The sequence below is a fragment of the Halomonas sp. Y3 genome (assembly GCF_024137965.1).
GTDB classification, from domain to species: Bacteria; Pseudomonadota; Gammaproteobacteria; order Pseudomonadales; family Halomonadaceae; genus Halomonas; species Halomonas mongoliensis.
In genome coordinates, this window is record NZ_CP099975.1 from 3,219,519 (window position 1) to 3,243,100 (window position 23,582).

Genomic DNA, 23,582 nt, shown 5'->3' on the forward strand with positions numbered 1-23,582 from the left:
CAAACCCGCGCCTAACCTGCACCGAAAGCCTCCGCCACCCGTTCGATATCGCCAGCGTCGAGCACGCCCGCCTGCCAGCGTAGCGACAGCCAGGCGAGCAGGTAGTCGTAGCGGGCGCGGGCCAGGTCGCGCTGGGCTTCGACGTGCTGCTGTTCGGCGTTGAGGGCATCGAGGTTGGTGCGCTCGCCGCCGAGGATGCTGCGCCGGGTGGCATCGAGCCGCGCTTCGGCGGCGACCACGGCGTCGCGGTAGGCCTCGATGCGCCGCTGGCTGCTCAGGGTCATGCGGTACTGGCGCTCGACGTCGTTGAGCAGTTCGGCCATGGCGCCGTCAAGCTCGAAACGAGCCTGCTCCAGGGTGTCGCTGGCCTGACGGCTGGCGGCGCGCACGCGCCCTCCAGCGAATAGCGGAACCTGAACTTCCACGCCGATGCTGTCGGTGTCGTAGCGCTGCCCCACCTGATTCTCGGCGTTGGAGTCGGTGATCTGGCTGCGCGCCACCAGCCGCACGCTGGGCAAATGTCCGGCGCGCTGCTGGTTTCGCTGCTGCCGGGTGGCTTCGAGCAGGCTGCGCTGGGCGGCAAGCTCAGGGTTATGGGCCACGGCCAGCTCGCGCCACTCTTCAAGCGGCAGGAAGTCGGGCTCTTGCATATGCGCGGCATCGCTCAACGGCACCAGCGCCGCGGCTGGCAGGTGGCCGATCAATATCGCCAGGGCGTTGCGGGCATCCTGCCAACGGTCCTCGGCCTCGATCAGCTGTGCCGCCAGAAGCCTCCGCTGCGCCTCGATCTCCATCTGGTCGGTGCGAGTGCCCTCGCCGCCTGCCACGAAGCGTCGGCTGCGCTCGGCCTCCTCTTCCAAGGCTCTGCCATGGGCGCGCATCAGCACCACCTCCTCCTCGGCATAGAGGGCCTCGGTATAAGCCTGCAGCACCCGTACCGCCAGCGCCTGGCGCGCCCGCTCCAGGGTCAGGCCGGCGGCCTCGGCGCGTGCCTTACCCTCGCGGTACTGGGCGAATGCCGCTGCATCGAACAGCGGCTGGGTAAGGGTGAAACCAGAAGAGAAGCTGGTGTATTCCAGGTCCTGCCGGGTCGTACCCAAGGGAGTATCCTGACGAATCTCAGCGTCGTTGCGCATGCGGGTATAGCGGTAGCTCAGATTGGGCATCAGCGCGGCACGCCCCAGCGCCCGCTCATGGCTGCCCGCGGCGCTCTCGCTGCGGGCCGCTTGCCAGGTCGGGTCGTGCTGCAGCGCCAGCTCGTAGGCCTGGCGGAAATCCAGCGCCATGGCGGGCAGGGCCAGCAGTCCGCTCCCGGCCACCAGCAGCCAGGCGGCAAACCCGCGGCTAACCAGCTTATCCATCAGGCATCCCCCCAGGCGGTGCGAGCACGATCCAGCAGCGGCTTGAACAGGTAGTTGAGCAGCGTACGCTCGCCGGTGCGCACGAAGGCTTCCACCGGCATCCCGGCACGCAGCACGTCACTGCCCAGTCCCTCCAGGGCTTGCGCCGCCACTTCTACCTGAACGCGGTAGTAAGGCTCGCCACTGCGCTCATCGACCAAGCGGTCGGCGGAAACCTGGGCCACCTCGCCAGGCACCCTAGGTGTGGTGCTGCGCTCGAAGGCGGTGAAGGCAAGCTCCACCGACAGCCCAGCGTGCACCCGGTCGATATGCTCGACCGGTAACTGGCCCTCCACCAGCAGCGGCTCGTGCTCGGGGACGATCTCCATCAGGCGGCCGCCGGGCGCCACCACGCCGCCTTCGGTGTGCTGGGCCAACCCCACCACGATGCCTGCCGTCGGGGCGCGCAGTTGGGTATGGGTCAGCTCGAACTCCGCCGAGGTCAGGCGGCCGGCCAGCTCACGCATGCGCGAGCGTGCCTGGGTCAAGGCTTCGCGCACGTCGCGCTGATACTCCTCGCGGCGCTGGGTCATGCGCAGGCTGAGTTCGTCGATCTGACGCTCTGTCTGCTCCAGGGTGCCGCGGGCGGCGACCAGCTCCCCCTGCAGTTGGGCGTACTGGCTCTCGATCTCCAGTAGCCGGTTGCGCGGAATGTAGCCCTCTTCCGCCAGGCCGCGCAGGTTATCGCGCTGCTCGCCCAGCAGCGCCAGCCGCAGGCGCTTCTGCGTCAGCGATGCTTCTAGCCCGCTAGCCTGGGCGCGCTGGCCTGCCAGACTGGCGTCCAGCCCCGCCAGCTCCGAGGCGAGCGAGGCCTGACGGCTCTCGAACAGTTGGCGGTGCAGCGCCAGCACGGTCAGCCGTTCCGGGTCTGCCTGCTCGGTCAGCTCGGAGGGGAATTCGATGCTAATGAGACCGTCACGCTCCGCCTCGAGGCGAGCGATCTCCGCCAGGGTGGCGCTGTATTGGCCGCTCAGTACGTCCACCTCACTGGCATGGCGGGTGGCATCCAGGCTGACCAACACTTGGCCCTGGGTGACGCGGTCGCCCTCGCGCACCCACAGGCGCTCGACGATGCCGCCGCTGGGGTGCTCTACCGCCTGGCGGTTGCCCGACACCACCACGGTGGCGGGTACCGCAACGCCGTTGTCCAGCGGCGCCAGGGCCGCCCACACCACGAAGGCTACGAAGCCCGTCAGCAGCAGCCAGCCGCCCAGGCGACGCGGGCGCCGCCGCCGCTGCGCCATCGCTTGCCAGTCCGGCGTGGCCGACGCGATGGCAGTGCCGGTCTCGGCGCCATGCGCCGTATCGGGAGATAGGCTCATGCGCTGTTCTCCATCTGGTAGGGGCTATGCGCCATCAGGGTCGCACCGCGGGCAGCGGCCTGACGTGACGCCCCCGCCTGCAGTACCTCCTGGGTCGGGCCGAACCGCGTCTGCCGGCCGTCCTTCAATGCCAGCAGATGCGAGGTGGCCTTGAGCACCTGAGGCCGATGGGTGATCAGCACCACCGTCACCTTGCGCTCACGCAGCCACTGCAGGGCTGCCAGCAACGCCTGTTCGCCGGCGTCGTCGAGGTTGGCATTGGGCTCATCGAGCACCACCAGCGATGGTGGACCGTAGAGCGCCCGGGCCAGGCCAATGCGCTGCCGTTGGCCACCGGAGAGCCCCACGCCGCCGTCGCCCAGCGGCGTGTCATAGCCCTGGGGCAGCGATAGGATCAGCTCATGCACCCCAGCCGCCTTGGCGGCGGTAATGACCTGGGCCGAATCCGGCTCGGCAAAGCGCGCAATATTCTCCGCCACGCTGCCGGCAAACAGCTCCACGTCCTGGGGCAGGTAGCCGATGTGGGGCCCTAACTGGGCCTTGTCCCAGTGCTGGATGGCGGCGCCATCCAGCCGCACCGTGCCCACCTGGGGCCGCCATACGCCCACCAGCAGCCGCGCCAGGGTCGACTTGCCGGAACCGGAGGGGCCCACCACTCCTAGCGTGTCGCCCGGCGCCAGGCGAACATCGATCTGCACCAGAGTCGGTTTGCGGCCTCCCGGCGGCATCGCGCTAACGGCTTCTACCGCCACCTCGCCCCGCGGCGCGGGTAGCGCCATGCCCGTTTCGCGAGCAGGATGCGCCTCCAGCAGCGCCGCCAGACGCTGATACGCCAGGCGCGTGGTGCTCCACTGCCGCCAGGCGTTGATCACCTGGTCGATAGGCCCCAGCACGCGTCCCATCAGTATCGACCCCGCGATCATGGTGCCCGGGCTGATGGCGCCGCCCACCGCCAGCCAGGCGCCCAAGCCCAGCACCAGCGACTGCAGCGCCACGCGCAGGCTCTTCGATGCCGCGGTGATCAACGCCGTGCGCTCGCTGGCCAGCCCCTGCAGGGCGACGAAACCACCATGCAGCCGCGCCCAACGCTGCGACAGCGCACCCAGCATGCCCATGGCTTCGATGGCCTCGGCATGGCGCAGCTGGGCCTCGGCGGTGCTGGCTGCCTGTACCGACAGGCCGCCCGCTTCACGCAGCGGTGGCTGAGATAGCCGCTCGTTGAGCCACGCCAGGGCGACCAGTAGCAACGCGCCCGCCAATGCCAGGCAGCCGATCCAGGGGTGGAACAGGAACATCACCAATAGATAGAGGGGAAACCATGGAGCATCGAAGAAGGCGAAGATGGCGTTGCCGGTGATGAACTGGCGCAGCGAATCGAGATCCCGGGTGGCCTGGCCGGCCTGGGCACCCTGGCCGGCCAGGCCGCGCTCGAAGGCTGCTGTATAGGCCCGCTCGCCGAGCCGCTCATCCATGCGCTCGCCGACCTGGATCACCACCAGGCTGCGCACGTACTCCAGCGCCCCCATTAGCGCCAGCAGCCCCACCGCCATCAGCGTCAGCAGCAGCAGCGTGGTGGTGTTGCCCGAGGCCAGCACCCGGTCATAGACCTGCAGCATGTAGAGCGGCGGCACCAGCATCAGCAGATTGATCACTGCGCTATAGATGCCAACGCTGCGAAAGCCGCCGCGATAGGCACCCAGCGCCTGGCGTATCTCGTTACGCGGCTCGCCGCGCGAAGGTTTCATGGTGGACTGCCCCTAAATAAGCGTCGTGGAAACTCGGCGCGCCCCCGTCGGGGCCCGCTCATGTATCTGTTCCGCTCATCGCAGGGTCACGGTGGTCATGCTTGACATCGCGCCACTGCTGGCGACAATGCCAAGGCACCGCGCCCCGGGCACAAGGCCCGTGGCGCGGTGATCAAAGGTTGCGGCAAGGGGATTCCCCTTGCCTTTTTTATTAGGTGGCGATGCTCAGGCAGCCAGGGCGACGTCGAGGTCGCTGAACTCTTGCACACCCGTGGCGGAAGCCGGTGCAGGGAAGAGGTCCCCCAGTTGTGCGGTATCAAACTCGCTCTGAGTCAGCAGGCCTTCGGAAACGATGTAGTCTTCCAGCTCACCGATATTGCCATTCATCAGCCCCCAGACGATCTCGTGTACGTCATTTCCTGCACCGCTACCACTAGCGTCAAGGCCTTCGATGCCGAGCGCCCAGTCACTTAGCCCGAAGGCACCTCCTGTTGGCCCAGTGAGGCCATAGCCAAACTGGACGCTGTCCAGGTCTCCGGATAAAACGTGAGCGCCTAGGTCATACTGCAGCCCGTTCGTCGTGTCACTGCCTGCAATAAAGGCAAAATCATTGCCCGAACCGGTAATGGCATACTCCTCACCGGACAGACCGCCACTATTGAAGCCACCTGTATTTGAGTCACCATGGTCAGAGTTTTGGAAATCAAATGACCACTCCGCCAGGTAATCAGCCAAGCTCCAGTCTGCGAATTGAGCATCGTAGGTAATGTTAAAGGACATGATATGACTCCTTACTTGGTTTAAATGAAGGAGGTTCATCCCCCTTCATAGTATTCACCCATTGGGGTGAAATCGTACTCAGGGCCTAGAAACGGTATTCCAACATGCCCTGAAGTGTTCTCCCGCGGGCCAACGCCACGTTTGCAAGATTCGTATCCCCCATCGCGACCAGATAAGCCTCGTCAGTCACGTTATCCATGGCTAGACTAAAAGTTAGAGCGTCGGTCATATGGTAGAAAGCATAGAGATCATAGACCTCATATTTTGGCCATACAGCCAGGGCATAATTGGTATAGTCACGATCTTCGTAGTCGACGCTATTGCCTTCGCTATAGCGCCACCGTCCTCCGATATCCAGCCGCCCATCTAGGAAGCGGAAGCCCAGTGTGGCCGAAGCGCGATCCGCGGGCATAAAGACGGCATTACCCATAGCAGCAGCACAATTGACGATGCTGTTTCGCTCAGGGTCATCAACCGTGACGTAGCCATTTTGACGTACAGTAACGACACGGCCACTACTAAGCGTACGCTCTTGCTCGAACACTTCGCCGCTGGGCTCCCTGCGGCTTGCACCGCCGAGATAATATGGGTGATAACAGAACTCGTTACTGCCCATCATCTGGGTATAGCTCAAATCCGCGTAGGCGAATCCTGCATCATAATTTAGCTGATACTCCACGCCCTGGAAACGGGTGCTGTTCAGATTATTGACGTAGGCGGATTGGCCTAATGACGCCGAATGAAAAGCATATGGCAGGGTCACATTCGAGGCCATATAGGTGAAGTTATCAACTTTATTATCAAAATAGGCCACCTTCGCGGCGAAGCGATCGTTGCTGGTCAACAACCCACGCTTGATAATATTGAAGCCCGCCTCCCAGCTTTCCGAACGCTCTGGTTCCAAATAGGGATTGGGATACATTCTCTCAGAGCCGCCACCGTGTGGGCGGCCAGTCTGAAAGCTCTCGGTGACCGCAGGTGGTCGCCAACCCTTGCCATAACTGGTATAGAGCTGCAACCAGTCTACGCCAGGATTAACACCAACCCCCAAAGTAGGGGAAAGCCGACCATCATTACGGTCCACATCATAAGTGACAGGCACCTGACGCACTTGCCCTTCCGGATCCCAACTCGGAGTGTTGTCAATATACTGGCGTACCGTCATGCCAGTTTGTCCCTTGAGGCGGTAATGGTCATAGCGCAAGCCACCCCAAATCGATAGCCAGTCACCATACTGATAGTCAATATTGGCAAACAGACTACCCATCTGACGTTCGCCTTCCGGCGTCAGCCCCTCAACGTACGGCAGGTCAGTACTAATCGATGGTGAAGCCTGCTGGCCACCAGGCTTAAAGGTATCCTGGAATATTTCGGTGCCATAGTTGACTGCCAAGTCACCTGCGTCACCGAGATGAAAGCGTGACGTGTTTTGCGCCTGAGCACCTAACGTATCAGTTCGATAGATAGCAGTATAAGCAGGCGTTGTATACGGCGAGGTGGTTAGTTCATTATTCCATTGCTCGTTTTCAGTAGTAACAAAGTACAGCTTTGATGAAAAATCAACCAACTCATTGTCAGTGGGGTTGTATGCGTAGTCCAGTCCGTAACTTTTCGAGGTTATGTCACTCTCGCCCAGCAGCCGATACTCAATATCTTCAAGAATGCCTGATCTTGTCGTGTTTTCAAAGCGGGCATCGTAGGCTCTGGCATTTGTATCCAGATAAGTAAACTGAAGTCTGTGATCCGGATTTCCATCTATATTCCAACCAAACTTCGCTAGCCGGGAATCCATATTGCTGGAGGAGTACTCGACCGGACTATCTATAAACATTTGCAGCCGTCCTGGCTGCTGCCACTCCTGAGCGATTTCGTCACTGAGGTTGCCTACCCCGGAGGAGCCAGCATAGTAGTCGCCAAAATTTCGCTCACTATACGCCAGCAGCCCATCCACTTCTTCGTTGCCGAATGCGACAACTGCGCTACCAGTGAAGTGAGTTCCATTACCCTCGTCACCTATGCCATGGCCTGCCCGCAAGCGGCCGCCGTAACCTTTCTCGAGGTCTAGGAACTCACTGGCGCTGATAGTATTGAAAGTGGCAATACCACCGAGGACACCGGCCCCACCTTGGCCTGCGTTTGTTCCCTTATCGATAGTCACCTCTGAGATCAACTCAGGGTCGATATACATGGTGCCGTTACGTTGCTGGTGAGCATTCTGGTTGTAGTTCTGCCGCATGCCGTCGATATTCATATTGACGCGTCCATAATCCTGGATGCCGCGGATGTTCACTGATAGTCCAGGGTCACGTTGATCGACAGCGGAATATACGCCCGCCGTTTCTTCCAACATATCCGCGGCATGGCGAGGAGGCCGGCGATCGATCTGCTCGCGGCTGATCACACTCACCGAGCGCGGCTCGTGGTAGACCCAGTCGTCGCCCAGGCGGCCAGCGGTTACCGTCAGGGTGCTGAACATGACCTGATCGCCCATGGTGGTCATGGTGGCGGGCCGCGGCTCGACGAGTTCGGCAGTACGCGCATTACGGTATTCAACGGCCAATCCGCTTCCCACCAGCAGAGCATGCAGGGCCTCGTCGGCGGTCATCTCGCCCTGCAGCGCCGGCGCCACGCCACCGATGGCCCGGTCGTCCGGGCGCAGTACCGAGATGTTGGTAATGGCAGTGAATTCACCCAGCGAATAGAGCAACGACTGCTCGGGCAGATCGAAGCGGTAACGCTGCTGGGCGAGCGTCTGGTCATCGCCCTGCCCCGTCGTATCACGGCTTCCTCCCGTCTGCCCATGAGCTTCGCGCAGCCCGACGAGTATCACGAAAATCGTCAGCATCACGACGATGCCAGCCCCCTCCGCGACCTTGCGATAGAGACCTTTCCCCACGCCGGGTAGCCTCTCACTCTGTTCATGCTGCATGTGACGTTCCCTCTGCACCAGACTTATTGAATGATTTTGCTTCTCATTCAATAAACGTTCGAGGCTGAGGAGTTCCTCAATGATTCGGCCAAGATCGATTGCAATCGCGATGTTGCAGAGAACGTGCCAGCGTTACGCTAGAGTGGCAGGCTATGAGCACGGGGGCTCAAGCCTCGAAAGAAGGACAGTGCAGTGAAAACCATACCAGCCGCTTGTACCGTCATTCAGCGCGAGGATGGCGCCATCCTGATGGTGAAACGTCTTCACCCGCCCGAAGCGGGTTTATGGTCGGTGCCCGGTGGCAAGGTCGATCCAGGAGAGAGTTTGCGTGACGCCGCCGCTCGCGAGGCGTTCGAGGAGACGGGGTTGCGCGTCGAGGTTGGCCAGCGGCTCTGGACGGCACAGCTGGCCCGGGATGACGACATCATATACGAACTGCATGACTTCGCCGCTAGCCCCATCGGCGGTGTACTGCAAGCCGGTGATGACGCCGCCAAGGTGCGTTGGGTGCCTGCCGATCAGATAAGCAGTATGCCACTGGTCGCAGAACTGCTCGATCACCTACGCGCTGCGGGCTTGGCTCCCCGCCTGTAGTGATCTCGCTTGAGCGGATTGAACGTTCAACGCGCTAGCGAACGCGCCTGCGCTTCGACATAGGCGAAAGCCTCCTTGGCCCCAGCGACCGCCTGGGCGATGTCTGCCTCGCTTAGCGCTATCGCATCCAGTTGCTGGGTGAAGTGTCGCCAGTGCAGGCCGCGGCCATCGTCACTGGGCGCCAGGTGGCGCGCTCCGTAGCGGGCAGATAGCCCCAGCTCGGCGGCGCGCTTGAACAGAAAGGCCGCCCCCAGATTGGAGCCCTCGTTCACATACAGCCAACCCAGCAGATAGGACGCCGCCTCACTTGTCGGCGCTGCCAACGGCTTGGCCTTTGCCTGCCGCTCAGCGTCGACGTTCAAGTCCTGGCAGTCGCGTACCACGGCGGCGTATCGGCAGCGCGGGCCCAGGTCGGCGATCCAGTCGGCCAGCTGTGGATGGCGATAGCAGGGCAGGCAGCGCTGTTGAAAGCCATATTGCACCCGCAAGAAGCGCACATAGCCTTCCAGGTCGTCAAAAGGGCGCAGCGTCATGATCGCGTGATCGACCCGCTCATGCTGCTCTCGGGTGGCATGCTTGAGGCGCTTGCTGAGTGGCTGAACGGTGGTCTGCTCTGGCGGGGTTACGGTTTCCATGAGGGCCTCATCATAGGGAAGGGACAGTTTGCTGGGTAGCGTGCGCTGGCGACGCCAGCCAGGTAACGCCTGGCAGCCGCCTGACGGTTATCCCCAGGCTGGTTTCCAGGGCATCGAGAATGGCGTCGGGATCATGGGCGGGAAAGCTGCCGGAAAGCCGATAGGCCCCCGCCTCATCGCCGCTGACCACCACGCGCCCCGGCAGCATGCGCTCGAGCTGCACGGCCACCTCGTCGAGTGCGGTCTGGTCGAACAGCAGCTTGCCGCGGGCCCAGGCTAGCCGGCCCCTGGCATCGATCTCGCTGGGCACCCCAAGCGCTGCGCCACGCTGGAGCTCGATCATCTGGTCGGCACCCAGCACCTCCTGCTCGGTGCTGCCGCCACCCTGGCCATGGGAGACGGCGACACGCCCCTCCTCCACGGTGACACGGACACCACCGGCGCGACGCTCTACGGCAAAGCGCGTGCCCAATACCTCGGCTCTCGCCTCGCCGGCCAATACCGAGAAGGAGCGCGTCGGCTCATGGGTCACATCTACCCACAGCCGGCCTCGGCGCAGCGTCAGCTGCCGTCCGACATCCGTCATCTCGATATCCACGGCGCTATCGGCATCGAGAAACAGCCGGGTGCCATCTTCCAGCGTCACCTGCTGGCTATGCCCCGGCGCCGTGGTCAAGTCAGCCATCCACCTGTCGAATAGACCGGGATCGCGCCAGGCGCCGAAGCCGAGCAGCAGCGTCAGCAGCAGGCATGCTGCCGCCGCCCACGGCCAGGATTGGTGCGACGAGGCCGGGCGGGCACTCGCTTCGCGCTCGGCGAGCAACCTGGCCGGCGCTTCCACCGCTTGCCAGAGTCGCTCCGCCTCTGCGTAGGCCTCGGCATGACGCTCGCTCCGCGCCAGCCACGCCTCGAAATCACGCCGATCCGCCTCGTTGGCAGAGGGGGCTCTCAGGCGCAGAAACCAGGCCATGGCTTCATCGTCGAGCGTCTCCTGTGAAGGTAACGCCACCTTGGAACATCTCCTCATCGCACGCTCATCACTGTTTCGGCACTTGTGGTTGTCTTTTCTAATAACGCGTCAGTTGCCAAACTCCCTCATTCCTCGTCATGCCGACGTTGCCACTGGCGACATACCCGCATCGCTCGCATCATCTCCTTCTCCACGGTGCTCACCGACACCCCCAACCGCTCGGCAATGGCGGCATAGGTCTCGCCCTCGACGCGGTTGAGCAGGAAAATACGCCGCGTACGCGCCGGCAGTGCGTCCAACTCCGCCGTCAGGCCACCCCAGCGTTCCAACGTGGCGGCAATCGCTTCGGGACTAGGATGCGCGTCATCCTGCTCCTCTGCCTGAGCCCCCTCCTGGTGACGCTGACGTACCTTCTGGGCACGCAGATGATCGAGGGCCAGATTGTGCGCGGTACGATAGAGCAGCCCTACGGAATCATCTGCCCTCGGCTGGCGATGCCATAGCTTGACGAAGGTATCCTGAGCCAGATCTTCGGCTTCGGCCTCGTTGTCGACGATGCGGTTGATCCGCTGGACCAGTCGCGGGCGTTCCCCGAGGAACATCTTTAGCAGCGAGCGTGGTGAGGTGGGCATAGGGCAGGCAGCGTCACGTTGCGATGACATGGTTAGCGACACATCATGAAGCAAACGAGACGCATTATCAAAACAGCATCATGACGACACCGTGGACCTGCCGGCGTTGCTCATGCAACATCCAAGGACAACTGCAAGCCATTCGCAGAGGATGCCCATGCCGCTTGCCGACGCTTCCCTGACTCCCGGCTTCATGGTGGATTACTACCACCCTCCCTGTGCCGATGCCCTGGGCCTGATCCGCCTCCGCGCCAATCACGATGGCCTCACCGAGGTCGCGTTCGTCGCCAGCGAGGACGATGCTCCCCGACCGGGCGAGCTGACCGCGCGGGCCAAGGAGCAGCTCAAGGCGTACTTCACCGGCGCTCGTCGCGACTTCGACCTGCCGCTGGCACCGCATGGCACCGACTTCCAGCGCCGCGTCTGGGAGACACTGGCCAGCATCCCCTTCGGCGAGACTCGCTGCTACGCCGAGATCGCCGAACAGCTGCGCTGCAAGGGCGGCCAGCGCGCCGTGGGAGCGGCCAACGGCAAGAACCCCATCGCCATCGTGGTGCCCTGCCACCGGGTGATCGGCAGCGACGGGCGGCTGACCGGCTACGCCGGCGGCCTTGGCCGCAAGCAGTGGCTGCTCGCCCACGAAGCAGGTGAGGTGCCCCTCGCCCTGCTCTGACCTATCAGCGGGTGACGATTAGCAGACCAACCAGCAGCACCATGCCGCCCACCAAGAAGTTGGGCGTCAGCGGCTCGCCGAGCAGCAGCGCGCCAAACAGCACGCCGAATACCGGTGCCAGCAGTGAGAAAACGCCCAACTGCGAGGCGAAGTAGCGCTTGAGCAGCGCAAACCATAGCAGCAGTGCCGCCAGCGAGATCCCCAGCGTCTGGAAGGTCAGGCTGGCGACCACGGCAGCCGCAGGCAGCAACAGCAGGCCGGCGACGGCCAGTTGGTAGTAGAGCGTCTGCAGCGGAGGCGCTTCAGCGAGGGAAGAGCGCCGTATCACCAGCGTGGTCGCGGCCCAGGACAGGCCGGCCAACAGCCCCAGGATGTCGCCACGGAGGATATCGGCGGCATTGTCGATCTCGGTGTCTGGCGCCATGGCAAAGACCATCCCGCCAAACGCCAGCCCGATGCCCACCCACTGCCGCCGCGTCAACTGCTCACCCGGCACCAGCAGGTGCAATCCCAGGGCGGCAAACACCGGCGCCGTATAGAGAAACACCGACATATGCGATGCCAGGGTGTAGGTCAGCCCCCACGCCACGAAGGTGAACTCGGCGCTGAACCCCAACCCCACCAGCAGGCCGGGGCGCCAGTGAGTGCGCATATCGACCAAGCGGATGCCTTGCCAACGCACCAGGGCTGCCACCAGCAGCGCAGCGAGGGAGGAGCGTAGGGCAACCTGTGCCAGCGGCGAGATATCCGCCGCCACTAGCTTGATCGCTACCTGCTGAAAGCCCAGCGCCAGGCAGAACACGACCATCAGCACACTGGCCTGCAGATCGAGGTGGCAGCGCATCGCCGCGGGGCGCTCACTAGCCACAGGATTACTCAACGTGTTGGTATCTTGCATAGCACCTCCTCGATGACAATTAGCGCTCAGTTGAGCATTTGCCATAGGAGGCACCAACCGATTAACGTGATGGCCCAGGATCAGGAAAATTCACCCTATGAAGATCGAACGCCTGCCCCTGAACGCCTTGCGAGCCTTCGCCGAGGCGGCGCGAACGGAGAGTTTCAAGAGTGCCGCCAGCCGCTTGAACGTCACCCCCGGCGCGGTCAGCCGTCAGATCAAGCAGCTCGAAGCACGCCTGGGCATTGACCTCTTCACCCGTCACGCCAATGGTGTGCACTTGAACCCGGCCGGACGGCAACTGGCAAAAGATATCGATAGCGGCCTCGAGCGCATCGTCGCCGGGGTCATGGCGGCACGCGAGCGCGCCCACCAAGCGCCCCTGCTGACGCTTAGCGCGCCGCCATCCTTTATGCAGCTGTGGCTGTTGCCCCGTTTGGCGACGTTCGACGCCACGCTGGGCGGCCTCGATATTTCTCTGGATGCCAATCAATCGCTCACCACCCCTGCCTGGCAGGGGGCGGGCGCCCGCCTGGCGATTCGCTATGGCCGCGGCCCCTGGCCGGAGGCGCAAAGCCACCGGCTATTCGACGACGAGCTGTTTCCGGTCTGCGCTCCGTCGCTGCTGGCGCAGCACGGCCGCCCCCTGGAGCCGGCCGACTTGGCCGATCACACCCTGCTGGACGTGGCCTGGGAGTCGCTTCAGGGCATCAGCTTTCCCGGCTGGCAGGCATGGCTCGATGCCGCGGGAGTCGGCGACCGGGTCGTGACGCCACAGCGCCGCTACTCGCTGTTCAGTCTGGCCCTGGACCAAGCCATCGCCGGGCGCGGCATCATGCTGGCCAACCACCCTATCGCCATGGACCGCCTCGAAAGTGGCGTCCTCGTCCGCCCCTTCGGCGAGCGCCATGTGCTTGCCTCACCGCTGAACTACGACCTGCTGACCCCCCCTCGCGGCGAGGCACCGCCTGCGGTGGCACGCTTTATCGATTGGCTGCTGGACGAGGCCGCTGCGTTCGACCGGGACACGCATGCGAGTGGTCAGGCACCTGCGCATTTCACCGCCTACTGATTTGCGGCACCATGAGGCCTTGCCCCCGCAGGAAGTCACCACCATGCCGTTTGCTACCACGCCCCTCACTCCCGGCTTCATGGTGATCCACGGCAACCGCCTGGAGGCCCTGCGCGGCCTGGCGGTGGAGTGGATGCGCCGCCACCCCCTGGGGCCCCTGGAGAACGAGACGATCCTGGTGCAGAGCAACGGCATCAGCCAGTGGCTCAAGCTCGCCCTGGCCGCCGACGAAGCCCGGGACGGCGCCGGCATCGCCGCGGCGCTGGACGTGACCCTGCCGGCGCGCTTCCTCTGGCAGGCCTACCGGGCCGTGCTGGGAGAAGCAGCGGTGCCGCCGGTCTCGCCCTTCGACAAGCCGCGGCTGGTGTGGCGGCTGATGCGCCTGCTGCCCACCCTGCTGGACGCCTCCGTCTTCGCCCCTCTGGCGCGCTTCCTGGAAGGCGACGACGACCTGCGCAAGCGCCACCAGCTGGCCGAGCGCCTGGCCGACCTCTTCGACCAGTACCAGGTCTATCGCGCCGACTGGCTGGCCGCCTGGGCGGCGGGCGAGGACGTGCTGATCACCGCACGGGGCGAGGCCCGCCCGCTCGCCGAGGGCCAGCGCTGGCAGGCCGCGCTGTGGCGGGCGCTGCGCGACGATATCGCCGCGGACCTGGGCGAAGTGGGGCTCACCTCCAGCCGCGCCGCGGTGCATCGCCGCTTCCTCGAGGCGTGCCGAGCGCTGGGCGAGCGCCCTGCCGGCCTGCCGCGCCGCGTCATCGTCTTCGGCATCTCCTCGCTGCCGGCCCAGACCCTGGAAGCCCTGGCCGCCATGGCACGCTTCAGCCAGGTGCTGCTCTGCGTCCACAACCCCTGCCGCCACTACTGGGCGGACATCATCGAACACAAGGACCTCCTCCGAGCCGAGAGGAAGCGCCAGCGGCGCCGCCCCGGCATGCCGGCAGATCTGGCCGAGACCGAGCTGCACCTCCACGCCCAACCGCTGCTCGCCGCCTGGGGCAAGCAGGGCCGCGACTACCTGCGCCTGCTGGACGAGTTCGACGAGGCCCAGGCCTATCGGGGCCTCTTCGAGGGGGAGGCGCTGCGCATCGACCTCTTCGACTCCCCCCTGGAAGATGAGGAGGATCCCGAGCCCAGCCTGCTGCGCCAGCTGCAGGACGATATCCTCGAGCTGCGCCCCCTGGCCGAGAGCCGCGAGCGCTGGCCCGCCGTGGACCCGAGCCGCGACCGCTCGCTGCGCTTCCAGGTAGCCCACAGCGCCCTGCGCGAGGTGGAGATCCTCCACGACCAGCTGCTGGCCGCCTTCAGCGAGGACCCCAGCCTGCGCCCCCGGGACGTGCTGGTGATGGTGCCCGACGTGGACCAGTACGCCGCCGCGGTCCAGGCGGTGTTCGGCCGCCTCGCCCCCGACGACCCGCGCCATATCCCCTTCACCCTCTCCGACCAGGCGAGCCGCCACCGCCTGCCGCTGCTGATCGCCCTCGAACAGCTGCTGCGCCTGCCGGAGCTGCGCCTCTCGGTCAGCGACCTGCTCGACCTGCTGGAGGTGCCCGCCCTGCGCGCCCGTTTCGGCATCCCGGAGACGGCGCTGCCCACCCTGCGCCGCTGGATCGAGGGCGCCGGCATCCGCTGGGGGCTCGACGCCCGGCAGCGCCAGAGCCTGGAGCTGCCGGAGGGGCTCAGCGCCAACACCTGGGCCTTCGGCCTGCGCCGGCTGCTGCTGGGCTATGCGGTGGGCAGCGCCGCCGAGGGCCCCTGGCAGGGGGTGGAGCCCTATGACGATATCGGCGGGCTGGAGGCGGCGCTGGCCGGCCCCCTGGTCAGCCTGATCGACACCCTGGAGGCCCAGTGGCAGGCCCTGGCCGAGCCCTGCGACGTGGCCGGCTGGGGCGAGCGGCTGCGTGACCTGCTGGCCGCCTGTTTCCTGGCCGACGCCGACCGCGACCTGATGGCGCTGACCCGCCTCGAACAGGCCCTGGAAGCGTGGCAGGAGAGCGCCGAGGAGGCCGGGCTGACCGAACCTCTTCCGCTCTCGGTGGTGCGCGAGCACTGGCTCGCCCAGGTGGACGAGGCGAGCCTCTCCCAGCGCTTCCTGGCCGGGGCGGTGAACATCGCCACCCTGATGCCGATGCGCGCCATCCCCTTCCGCCACGTCTGCCTGCTGGGCATGAACGACGCCGACTACCCGCGGGTGCAGCGCCCCCTGGATATCGACCTGATGGCCCAGGACTACCGCCCCGGCGACCGCTCCCGCCGGGAGGACGACCGCTACCTCTTCCTGGAGGCGCTGCTCTCGGCCCGGGACCGGCTGACCATCAGCTGGGTGGGGCGCAGCATCGTCGACAATACCGAGCAGCCCCCGTCGGTGCTGCTGGGCCAGCTGCGCGACCATCTCGCCCGGGGCTGGCGGCTGGCGGGTCAGGAAAAGGGGGGAGAAGAGGAGCAGGAGGGCAAGGCGCTGCTCGAGGCGCTGACCACCGAGCATCCGCTGCAGCCCTTCAGCATCGCGTATTTCAAGGAGGGCTCGCCCCTCGGCACCTACGCCCACGAGTGGCGGGAGCTGCACCTGCCCGGTGGCGACGCCGAACCGGCCGCGGCGCCGGCGCTGGCCCCCTTCCGCCAGGAGTCGCCGCTGACCCTGGCTCAGCTGGGTGGCTTTCTCAAGGCGCCGGTACAGGCCTTCCATACCACCCGGCTCAAGGTCTTCCTGGAGACCGAGGCTCTGGAGCGCCTCGATCACGAGCCCTTCGAGCTCGACGGCCTCGACCACTGGCAGCTGCAGCACGCCCTGATCGAGGCGAGCCGCGCGGCGGTGGAGGCCGGGGAGCCCTTCGAGCCCGCCCTGGAGGCGACCCTGGCGCGCCTGGAGCGGGAGGGCCGCCTGGCCCTGGGCGGCTTCACCGAGCGCATGCGCGATGCCCTGGCCGAGCCCATGCCCAAGCTGTTCGAGGAGTACCGCCAGGTCCTGGAGGCCTGGCCCTACCCCCTGGCGGAGCCCCTCGGCGTCTCCCTGGACCTTCGGGAAGCCCTGGGCGACGGCCCGGGGCTGGAGGACTGGCTGGGCGAGCTGCGGGCCAACGACGCCATGGAGCGCTGCCGGGTGCTGCTCACCACCAGCAGCCTGGTCAACAAGGGCAGGTACCACTGGAAGCACTGGCTCGGCCCCTGGGTCGCCCACCTGGCCGGCCAGCTGGAGGGGCCCATGACCACGAGGCTGCTCTCCCGGGCCGGCGGCGGCACCCTGGCCCCGCTGCCCGCCGAGGAGGCCCATGCCCACCTGATGGCCATCGCCCGGGCCTGGCACCGCGGCATGCAGGCCCCCCTGCCCCTGGCCCGGGACACCGCCTTCGCCTGGCTGGAGAAGGGCGGCACCCCCGAGGCCATGGCCCGCTGCCTCGAGGGCCGCGCGGACGAGACGGACCAGAAGGCCTGGAGCGCCATGCAGACGGCGTTCCACGGCAGCGGCTTCAACCACGACCACGGCGAGCGCGGCCGCGACCCCTACCTGCTGCGCCAGTGGCCGGAACTGGAGGCGCTGGTGCGCTCGACCGAGGGTGGCGGTTTCGCCGCGCTGGCCGAGGCGCTCTATGCCCCGCTATTACAGGCGGTACGCAAACCGAAGGAGAAGAACGCCAGGGGCAACCAGGACAAGGGAGGCAAGGCATGAGCACCCAGGACCGTAACACGCCTCCTATCCTGGACCCGATTCGCCTGCCGCTCACCGGCAGCCGGCTGATCGAGGCCAGCGCCGGCACCGGCAAGACCTTCACCATCGCCCTGCTCTACGTGCGCCTGGTGCTGGGTCCCCGGGACGAGGCCGACACGGCGAGCTTCCCCCGCGCCCTCACCCCGCCGGAGATCCTGGTGGTGACCTTCACCAACGCCGCCACCCGGGAGCTGCGCGACCGCATCCGCGCCCGCCTGGTCGAGGCCGCCGAGGCGTTCCAAAGCCCCCTTGGGGGTCAGACCCCAAAATCCGCTGAGGGGTCTGACCCCCTGCTGGCCCTGCGCGACAGCTACCCCGAGGCGCGCTGGCCCGCCTGCGCCCGGCGGCTGCAGCTGGCCGCCGAGTGGATGGACGAGGCCGCTGTCTCCACCATCCACGCCTGGTGCCACCGCATGCTGCGCGAGCACGCCTTCGAGAGCGGCAGCCTCTTCTCCCTCGAGATGAACCTCGACCAGTCCGAGCTGGAGCTGGAGGTGGCCCGGGACTACTGGCGCAGCTTCTACTACGCCCTGGACGCCGAGGCCCTGGCGGTGGTCACCCGCTACTGGAAGAGCCCCGACGCCCTGGCCGAGGACGTGCGCCAGCTGAAGGGCCAGGTGGCGCTGCTGCCCGACGCCCCGCCTCCCGCCGGGGCGCTGGCCAGCATGCAGGCCGAGCGCGCGCGGGAGCTCGCCGAGCTCAAGGCCCCCTGGCCCACCTGGCTCGACGAGCTCGCCGAGCGGCTGGAAGCGGCCGCCGCCGCCAAGGCCTTCGACCAGCGCAAGCTCAACAGCAGGAGTCGTGCCGACTGGCTGGCAAGGCTCCGCCACTGGGCCCAGGACCCAGAGCTCGCCACCCCGGCGCTGACCGACGCCGCCTGGAAGCGCCTGACGCCCGAGGGCATCGCCGAGATCTGGAAGACGGACGAGCCCCTGGACCACCCCGCCCTGCGCGCCCTGGCCGCGCTGCCCGAACGGCTCGAGGCGCTGCCCGACGCCCGCGCCGACCTGCTGGCCCACGCCGTGCGCTGGATGAGCGAGCGCCGCGCCCGGGTGCAGCAGCGCCGCGCCGAGCTCGGCCCCGACGACCTGCTCGCGCGCCTCGACGACGCCTTCGCCGGCCCCTCCGGCCAGCTGCTGGCCGAGCAGATCCGCCGCCAGTTCCCGGTGGCCCTGGTGGACGAATTCCAGGACACCGACCCGGTGCAGTACCGGCTCTTCGACCACGTCTACCGCCTGGCCGAGGCCCCGGACCCCGAGGCCCCCAGCGGCATCCTGCTGATCGGCGACCCCAAGCAGGCGATCTACGCCTTCCGCGGCGCCGATATCCACACCTACCTGCAGGCGCGCCGGGACACCGCCGGCCGCCACGTCACCCTGGGCACCAACTTCCGCTCCGCCACCGCCATGGTGGCCGCCGCCAACCGGGTCTTCCAGCACGCCGAGGCGCACCCCGCCGGACGCGGCGCCTTCCTGTTCCGCTCCCCCGAGGGGGACAATCCGGTGCCCTTCCTGCCGGTGGCCGCAAAGGGCAGGAAGGAGTCCCTGACCCGGGACGGCGAGCCGCTGCCCGCCATGACCCTCTGGCATCTGCCTGCCGGGGAGGGCGGAGACAACGGGCTGAGCAAGAGCGCCTACTTCGACGCCATGGCCCCCCGCTGCGCCAGCCGCATGGCCGAGCTACTGATGGAGGGCCGGGCCGGACGCACCGGCTTCAGCGCGCCGGGCGAGCCCTTTCGCCCCCTCAAGCCGTCGGACCTGGCCGTGCTGGTCAACAACGGCAGCGAGGCCCGAGCGATCCGCTCAGCACTGCTGGCGCGCGGCATCAAGAGCGTCTACCTCTCCGACAAGGAGAGCGTCTTCGAGACCCCGGCGGCCCTGGAGCTGGAGATGTGGCTGGCCGCCTGCGCCGAGCCCGACAGCGAGCGGCGCCTGCATGGGGCCCTGGCCATGCCGAGCCTGGGATTATCGCTCGCCGAGCTGGACGCCCTGCAGCACGACGAACTGGCCTGGGAGTCGCGGGTGCTGCAGTTTCGCACCTATCATCGCCAGTGGCAGCGCCAGGGGGTGCTGCCCATGCTCCACCGCCTGCTGGCCGATTTCACCGTACCCACCCGGCTGCTCAGGAGTACGAGTGGGGAGAGGCATCTCACCGATCTGCTGCATCTCGGCGAGCTGCTCCAGGAGGCCAGCGCCGAGCTCGACGGCGAGCACGCCCTGCTGCGCCACCTGAGCGAGGCCCGGGCCCACCCGCCCCAGCAGGCGGATACCCATCGCCTGCGCCTGGAGAGCGACGCCGACCTGGTGCAGGTGATCACCATCCACAAGTCCAAGGGGCTGGAGTACCCGCTGGTCTTCCTGCCCTTTATCTGCGCCTTCCGCGAGAAGAAGGCCGGCGACCTGCCGCTGACCTGGCACGACGCCTCCGGGCGCCAGCGGCTCTCCCTGGAGCCCGACGAGACCGCCCTCGCCCGGGCCGACGACGAGCGCCTGGGGGAGGATCTGCGCAAGCTCTACGTGGCCCTGACCCGGGCCCGCCACGCCACCTGGCTCGGCATCGCCCCCCTCAGGGGGCTGGAGCGCAGCGCCGTCGGCCAGGTGCTCACCGCCGGGGCGCCGCTCTCGTCATCCTCGACGGACGGCCTGCTCGAGGCCCTCTTCCCCCTCGCCCAGGGCGCGGCAGAGACGGAGCTCAAGGTCGAGCCGGCGCCGGCACCCAGCGACCTCGTGGTGCCCATGGCAACGAGCGACGAGGCCCTGCGCGAGGCGCTCACCCCGGCCCGCCGCGCCCGGGAGCGCTGGTGGATCGCCAGCTACTCGGCGCTGCGCCTGGGGGGCGAAAGCATCGGTGGCGGGGAGGAAGAACCCGCTCTTCTGGAAGAGCCTGAAAGCGCTCTCCTTATAGAGCCCGAAACCGCTCTGGAAGCCACCGCCCGGGAGATGCGCGACGAGCCCAGCGACCCGGTCCAGGCCGCCCAGCCGGTAAGTGACGACTCGCTCCACCGCTTTCCCCGGGGCCCGGCGGCGGGCACCTTCCTCCACGGCCTGCTGGAGTGGGCCGGCGCCGAGGGCTTCGCCCGGCTGGCCGCCGAGCCCGAGCGGCTGAACGACACCCTGGCGCGACGCGCCAACCTGCGTGGCTGGCGCGAGCGCATCCCGGCGCTGCAGGCCTGGCTGCGCGGGCTGCTGGCCTGCGAGCTGCCGGTGCCGAACGCGCCCGAGGGCCCGGTGGCGCCGCTGCGGCTGGAGCGGTTGGAGAGCGCTCGCTATCAGGTGGAGCTGGAGTTCTGGTTCTCCGCCCATCGGGTCGACACTCGCCGGCTGGACGCCCTCGTAAGCGCTCACACGCTGGGCGGTGCCGCCCGGCCGGCCCTGGAGCGCGACCGCCTCAACGGCATGCTCAAGGGCTTCATCGACCTAGTGGTGGAGCACGAGGGGCGCTTCTACGTGCTGGACTGGAAGTCCAACTTCCTGGGCCGGGACGACGCGGCCTACTCCGAGGCGGCCATGGCGGAGGCGGTGCGCGAGAAGCGCTACGACCTGCAGTACTGCCTCTACCTGCTGGCCCTGCACCGCCTGCTGCGCTCGCGGCTGCCCGATTACGACATCGACCGCCACCTGGGCGGCGCCCTCTACGTCTTCCTGCGCGGCCTCAACGCCCCCTCCCGGGGCGTGCACCGCGAGCGCCCACCCCGGGAGCTGATCGAAGCGCTGGACGCCCTCTTCCAGGGCACCGATCTCCCCGACGACGCGGAGGCCCGCCATGAGTGACCGCTCACCCACCGCCGAGACCACCCCAAACGAGGCTGCCGGCGCCGAGGCCCTGCACGACAGCGCGGCCCTCTTCGCCCTGCTCGACCGCTGGGTGGCCCGCGGCTGGCTGCGCGCCCTGGACCGCGCCTTCGCCGCCTTCCTGGGCCGGGAGGTGCCGGACGCCCCCGCCCCGCTGCTGCTGGCCGCGGCGCTGGCCAGCCACCAGCTCGGCCGCGGTCACGTCTGCCTGGACCTGGAGCGCACCCTGGCCGAACCGGACCTGGCACTCTCGCTGCCCCCGGAGGGCGACAGCCTGGAGGACCCGCCCCCTCTGCCCAGCGCCCTGCTGGGTGAGCTCAGCCTCGCCGACTGGCAGGAAGCGCTCACTCACCCGCTGATCGTCGGCCACGGCCCCGGCAGCACCCCCCTGGTACTCGACGGCACCCGGCTCTACCTGCGCCGCTACTGGCACCACGAGCGCTCGATCCAGCACCATATCGCCGCACGACTGGACACCTCCCCACCCGGTAGGAGCCCGATGTATCGGTGGTCCGACATTTCGGCGAATGGTGCTCCTGGTGGGAGGCCGGCTCCGCCGGGCGAAGGCGCCGACAGGCGCCCGGATCAGGCCATTAACCTCGAAGCCCTCTCCCGAGCCCTCTCCGCCCTCTTCCCCGCAGGCCCCCAGCTGGACTGGCAGAAAACCGCCTGCGCCCTGGCCGCCCGCTCGCCCTTCGCGGTGATCACCGGCGGCCCCGGCACCGGCAAGACCACCACCGTGGTCAAACTGCTCGCCCTGCTGCAGACCCTGGCGCTGGGCGAAGGCCGCCGAGCGCTGCGCATCCGCCTGGCCGCCCCCACCGGCAAGGCCGCCGCCCGGCTCAACGAATCCATCGCCGGCCAGGTCAGCTCGCTTCAGCTGGAGGGTCTGGCGCCACTGCTGGCTGCCCCCGAGAAGCCTGAGGGCAGCAACCCATTGTGGGAGCCCGATTTATCGGCGAAGAAAGCGGCCTCCGAGTTCGACATCGAGTACCTGCGCCGCGCAATACCCACCGAGGTCACCACCCTCCACCGCCTGCTGGGCTCGCGCCCCGACACCCGCCACTTCCGCCATCACGCCCGCCACCCGCTGCCCCTGGACGTGCTGGTGGTGGACGAGGCCTCCATGGTCGACGTGGAGATGATGGCCGCGCTGCTCGACGCCCTGCCGCCCCGGGCCCGCCTGGTGCTGCTGGGCGACAAGGACCAGCTCGCCTCGGTGGAGGCCGGTTCGGTGCTGGGCGACCTCTGCGCCCGGGCCGAGGGGGGCCACTACAGGCCCGAGACCGCCGACTGGCTCGCCGAGGCCACCGGCCAGGCGCTGCCCCCGGAGATGATCGACCCCGCGGGCGCTCCGCTGGATCAGGCCATCGCCATGCTTCGCGTGAGCCACCGCTTCGACGCGGCCAGCGGCATCGGCCGGCTGGCCGAGGCGGTCAACCGCGATGCGGCGGGCCGCGAGAAGCGCACCGCCATCCGCGAGGTGCTCGGTCATGGCTACGCCGACCTCTCGCACCTCAAGCTGGAAACGGACAGGGATCGCGGCCTGGAACGGCTGGTGGTCTCGGGGCACCCCGCGGGCTTCCCTGATCGAGGAAAGCGCGCCGGCGAGGGGCGCGCGGTCAACGGCAGGACGCTGCCGCCGCCGGTAGGCTATCGCCACTACCTGGAGGTAATGCGGAGCCTGGACGCCATGAAGCGCGCGGCGCCGGAGGCGAGCCCGGATGGCGAGATCGACCGCGAGGCCCTGGACGACTGGGCCCGGGCGGTGCTGGCCGCCCATAGCCAGTTCCAGCTGCTCTGCGCCCTGCGCCGCGGCCCCTGGGGCGTGGAGGGGCTGAACGAGCGCATCCGCGCTGCGCTGGAGAAGGAGGGGCTGATCGACAGCGGCGACGGCCGCCGGCTCTGGTACCCCGGCCGCCCGGTGCTGGTCACCCGCAACGACTATGGCCTGGGGCTGATGAATGGCGATATCGGCATCACCCTGGCGCTGCCCGATACGGCAGCCCCGGGCGAGGGCGCCGCTCACCGGGGCCCGGCGCTGCGCGTCGCCTTCCCGGCAGGCGATGGCAGCGGGCGCATCAAGTGGGTGCTGCCCAGCCGCCTGCAGGCGGTGGAGACGGTCTACGCCATGACGGTGCACAAGTCCCAGGGCTCGGAGTTCACCCATACCGCCCTGCTGCTCCCCGACGCCCCCAACCCGATCCTTACCCGGGAGCTGGTCTACACCGGCATCACCCGGGCCAGGCACTGGCTCACCCTGGTCGAGACCGGGCGCGGCCAGCTGCTGGACGCGGTGGAGCGGCGGGTGATGCGGGTGAGCGGGTTGGGAGCCGGATGAGCGTTGGCACCCGCCCGTTTTCCCGCCACCTTGATGCGCTTATAGTGCAGCAGGCCAGCCTTTGGCCATAAGCCACCCAGTGTCAGGATGACTG

At 67.3% G+C, this 23,582-nt stretch carries 15 protein-coding genes; 6 read left to right on the forward strand and 9 right to left on the reverse strand.

The features are described from left to right. Positions 1 to 11 precede the first annotated feature (11 nt). The 5 genes from NHL60_RS15195 to NHL60_RS15215 form a co-directional block, all read right to left on the reverse strand. Positions 12 to 1,361, reverse strand: coding sequence for a TolC family outer membrane protein (locus NHL60_RS15195; protein ID WP_253445228.1), 1,350 nt, complete (start codon positions 1,359 to 1,361; stop codon positions 12 to 14). After that, on the reverse strand, positions 1,361 to 2,722 hold the full coding sequence (locus NHL60_RS15200; RefSeq protein ID WP_253445231.1) for an HlyD family type I secretion periplasmic adaptor subunit: 1,362 nt from the start codon (positions 2,720 to 2,722) through the stop codon (positions 1,361 to 1,363). Before NHL60_RS15200 ends, NHL60_RS15195 begins: the two co-directional genes overlap by 1 nt. Next, positions 2,719 to 4,467 (reverse strand): type I secretion system permease/ATPase, encoded by a 1,749-nt coding sequence (locus NHL60_RS15205; RefSeq protein ID WP_253445234.1) that lies wholly within the window; start codon positions 4,465 to 4,467, stop codon positions 2,719 to 2,721. The genes NHL60_RS15200 and NHL60_RS15205 overlap by 4 nt, the downstream gene beginning before the upstream one ends. A gap of 225 nt (positions 4,468 to 4,692) precedes the next feature. After that, positions 4,693 to 5,247 carry a heme acquisition protein HasA gene (locus NHL60_RS15210; protein ID WP_253445237.1) on the reverse strand — a complete coding sequence of 185 codons (555 nt, stop codon included), beginning with the start codon at positions 5,245 to 5,247 and terminating at the stop codon, positions 4,693 to 4,695. A gap of 85 nt (positions 5,248 to 5,332) precedes the next feature. Further along, positions 5,333 to 8,176: a TonB-dependent receptor gene (locus NHL60_RS15215; protein ID WP_253445240.1), complete on the reverse strand. Its 2,844-nt coding sequence runs from the start codon at positions 8,174 to 8,176 to the stop codon at positions 5,333 to 5,335. Between the two features lie 192 nt (positions 8,177 to 8,368). Here NHL60_RS15215 and NHL60_RS15220 point away from each other — a divergent pair, with 192 nt between their 5' ends. Next, entirely contained in the window at positions 8,369 to 8,770 is a 402-nt protein-coding gene (locus NHL60_RS15220; RefSeq protein WP_301271070.1) for an NUDIX hydrolase, read from the forward strand. A gap of 26 nt (positions 8,771 to 8,796) precedes the next feature. Here NHL60_RS15220 and NHL60_RS15225 read toward each other — a convergent pair whose 3' ends face one another. From NHL60_RS15225 to NHL60_RS15235, 3 genes are all read right to left on the reverse strand, one after another. After that, positions 8,797 to 9,405, reverse strand: a complete 609-nt coding sequence (locus NHL60_RS15225; protein ID WP_253445256.1) for a biliverdin-producing heme oxygenase — start codon at positions 9,403 to 9,405, stop codon at positions 8,797 to 8,799. 10 nt (positions 9,406 to 9,415) lie between these two features. Beyond that, the gene (locus NHL60_RS15230) at positions 9,416 to 10,414 is read right to left on the reverse strand and encodes a FecR domain-containing protein (protein ID WP_253445259.1); all 999 of its coding nucleotides are present in this window, start codon (positions 10,412 to 10,414) and stop codon (positions 9,416 to 9,418) included. An 86-nt stretch (positions 10,415 to 10,500) separates the two neighbouring features. After that, a complete protein-coding gene (locus NHL60_RS15235; protein ID WP_253445262.1) occupies positions 10,501 to 11,037 on the reverse strand; it encodes an RNA polymerase sigma factor in 537 nt (178 codons plus the stop codon). A gap of 127 nt (positions 11,038 to 11,164) precedes the next feature. On the opposite strand from NHL60_RS15235, the gene NHL60_RS15240 reads away from it, so the two are divergent. After that, entirely contained in the window at positions 11,165 to 11,680 is a 516-nt protein-coding gene (locus tag NHL60_RS15240) for a methylated-DNA--[protein]-cysteine S-methyltransferase (protein ID WP_253445265.1), read from the forward strand. Positions 11,681 to 11,684: 4 nt separating this feature from the next. Here NHL60_RS15240 and NHL60_RS15245 read toward each other — a convergent pair whose 3' ends face one another. After that, positions 11,685 to 12,524: a DMT family transporter gene (locus tag NHL60_RS15245; protein WP_367399360.1), complete on the reverse strand. Its 840-nt coding sequence runs from the start codon at positions 12,522 to 12,524 to the stop codon at positions 11,685 to 11,687. 151 nt (positions 12,525 to 12,675) lie between these two features. Between NHL60_RS15245 and NHL60_RS15250 the strand changes: the two genes are divergently transcribed. Genes NHL60_RS15250 through recD form a run of 4 tightly spaced genes read left to right on the forward strand, consistent with a single transcriptional unit; the run spans position 12,676 to position 23,488 of the window. Then, positions 12,676 to 13,650: a LysR substrate-binding domain-containing protein gene (locus NHL60_RS15250; RefSeq protein ID WP_253445271.1), complete on the forward strand. Its 975-nt coding sequence runs from the start codon at positions 12,676 to 12,678 to the stop codon at positions 13,648 to 13,650. 43 nt (positions 13,651 to 13,693) lie between these two features. Beyond that, complete coding sequence (gene recC, locus NHL60_RS15255) at positions 13,694 to 17,317, forward strand: exodeoxyribonuclease V subunit gamma (RefSeq protein WP_253445274.1); 3,624 nt, start codon at positions 13,694 to 13,696, stop codon at positions 17,315 to 17,317. Beyond that, a complete protein-coding gene (gene recB, locus NHL60_RS15260) occupies positions 17,314 to 21,126 on the forward strand; it encodes an exodeoxyribonuclease V subunit beta (protein WP_253445277.1) in 3,813 nt (1,270 codons plus the stop codon). The genes recC and recB overlap by 4 nt, the downstream gene beginning before the upstream one ends. Beyond that, complete coding sequence (gene recD, locus NHL60_RS15265; protein WP_253445280.1) at positions 21,119 to 23,488, forward strand: exodeoxyribonuclease V subunit alpha; 2,370 nt, start codon at positions 21,119 to 21,121, stop codon at positions 23,486 to 23,488. Before recB ends, recD begins: the two co-directional genes overlap by 8 nt. Positions 23,489 to 23,582: the final 94 nt, after the last annotated feature.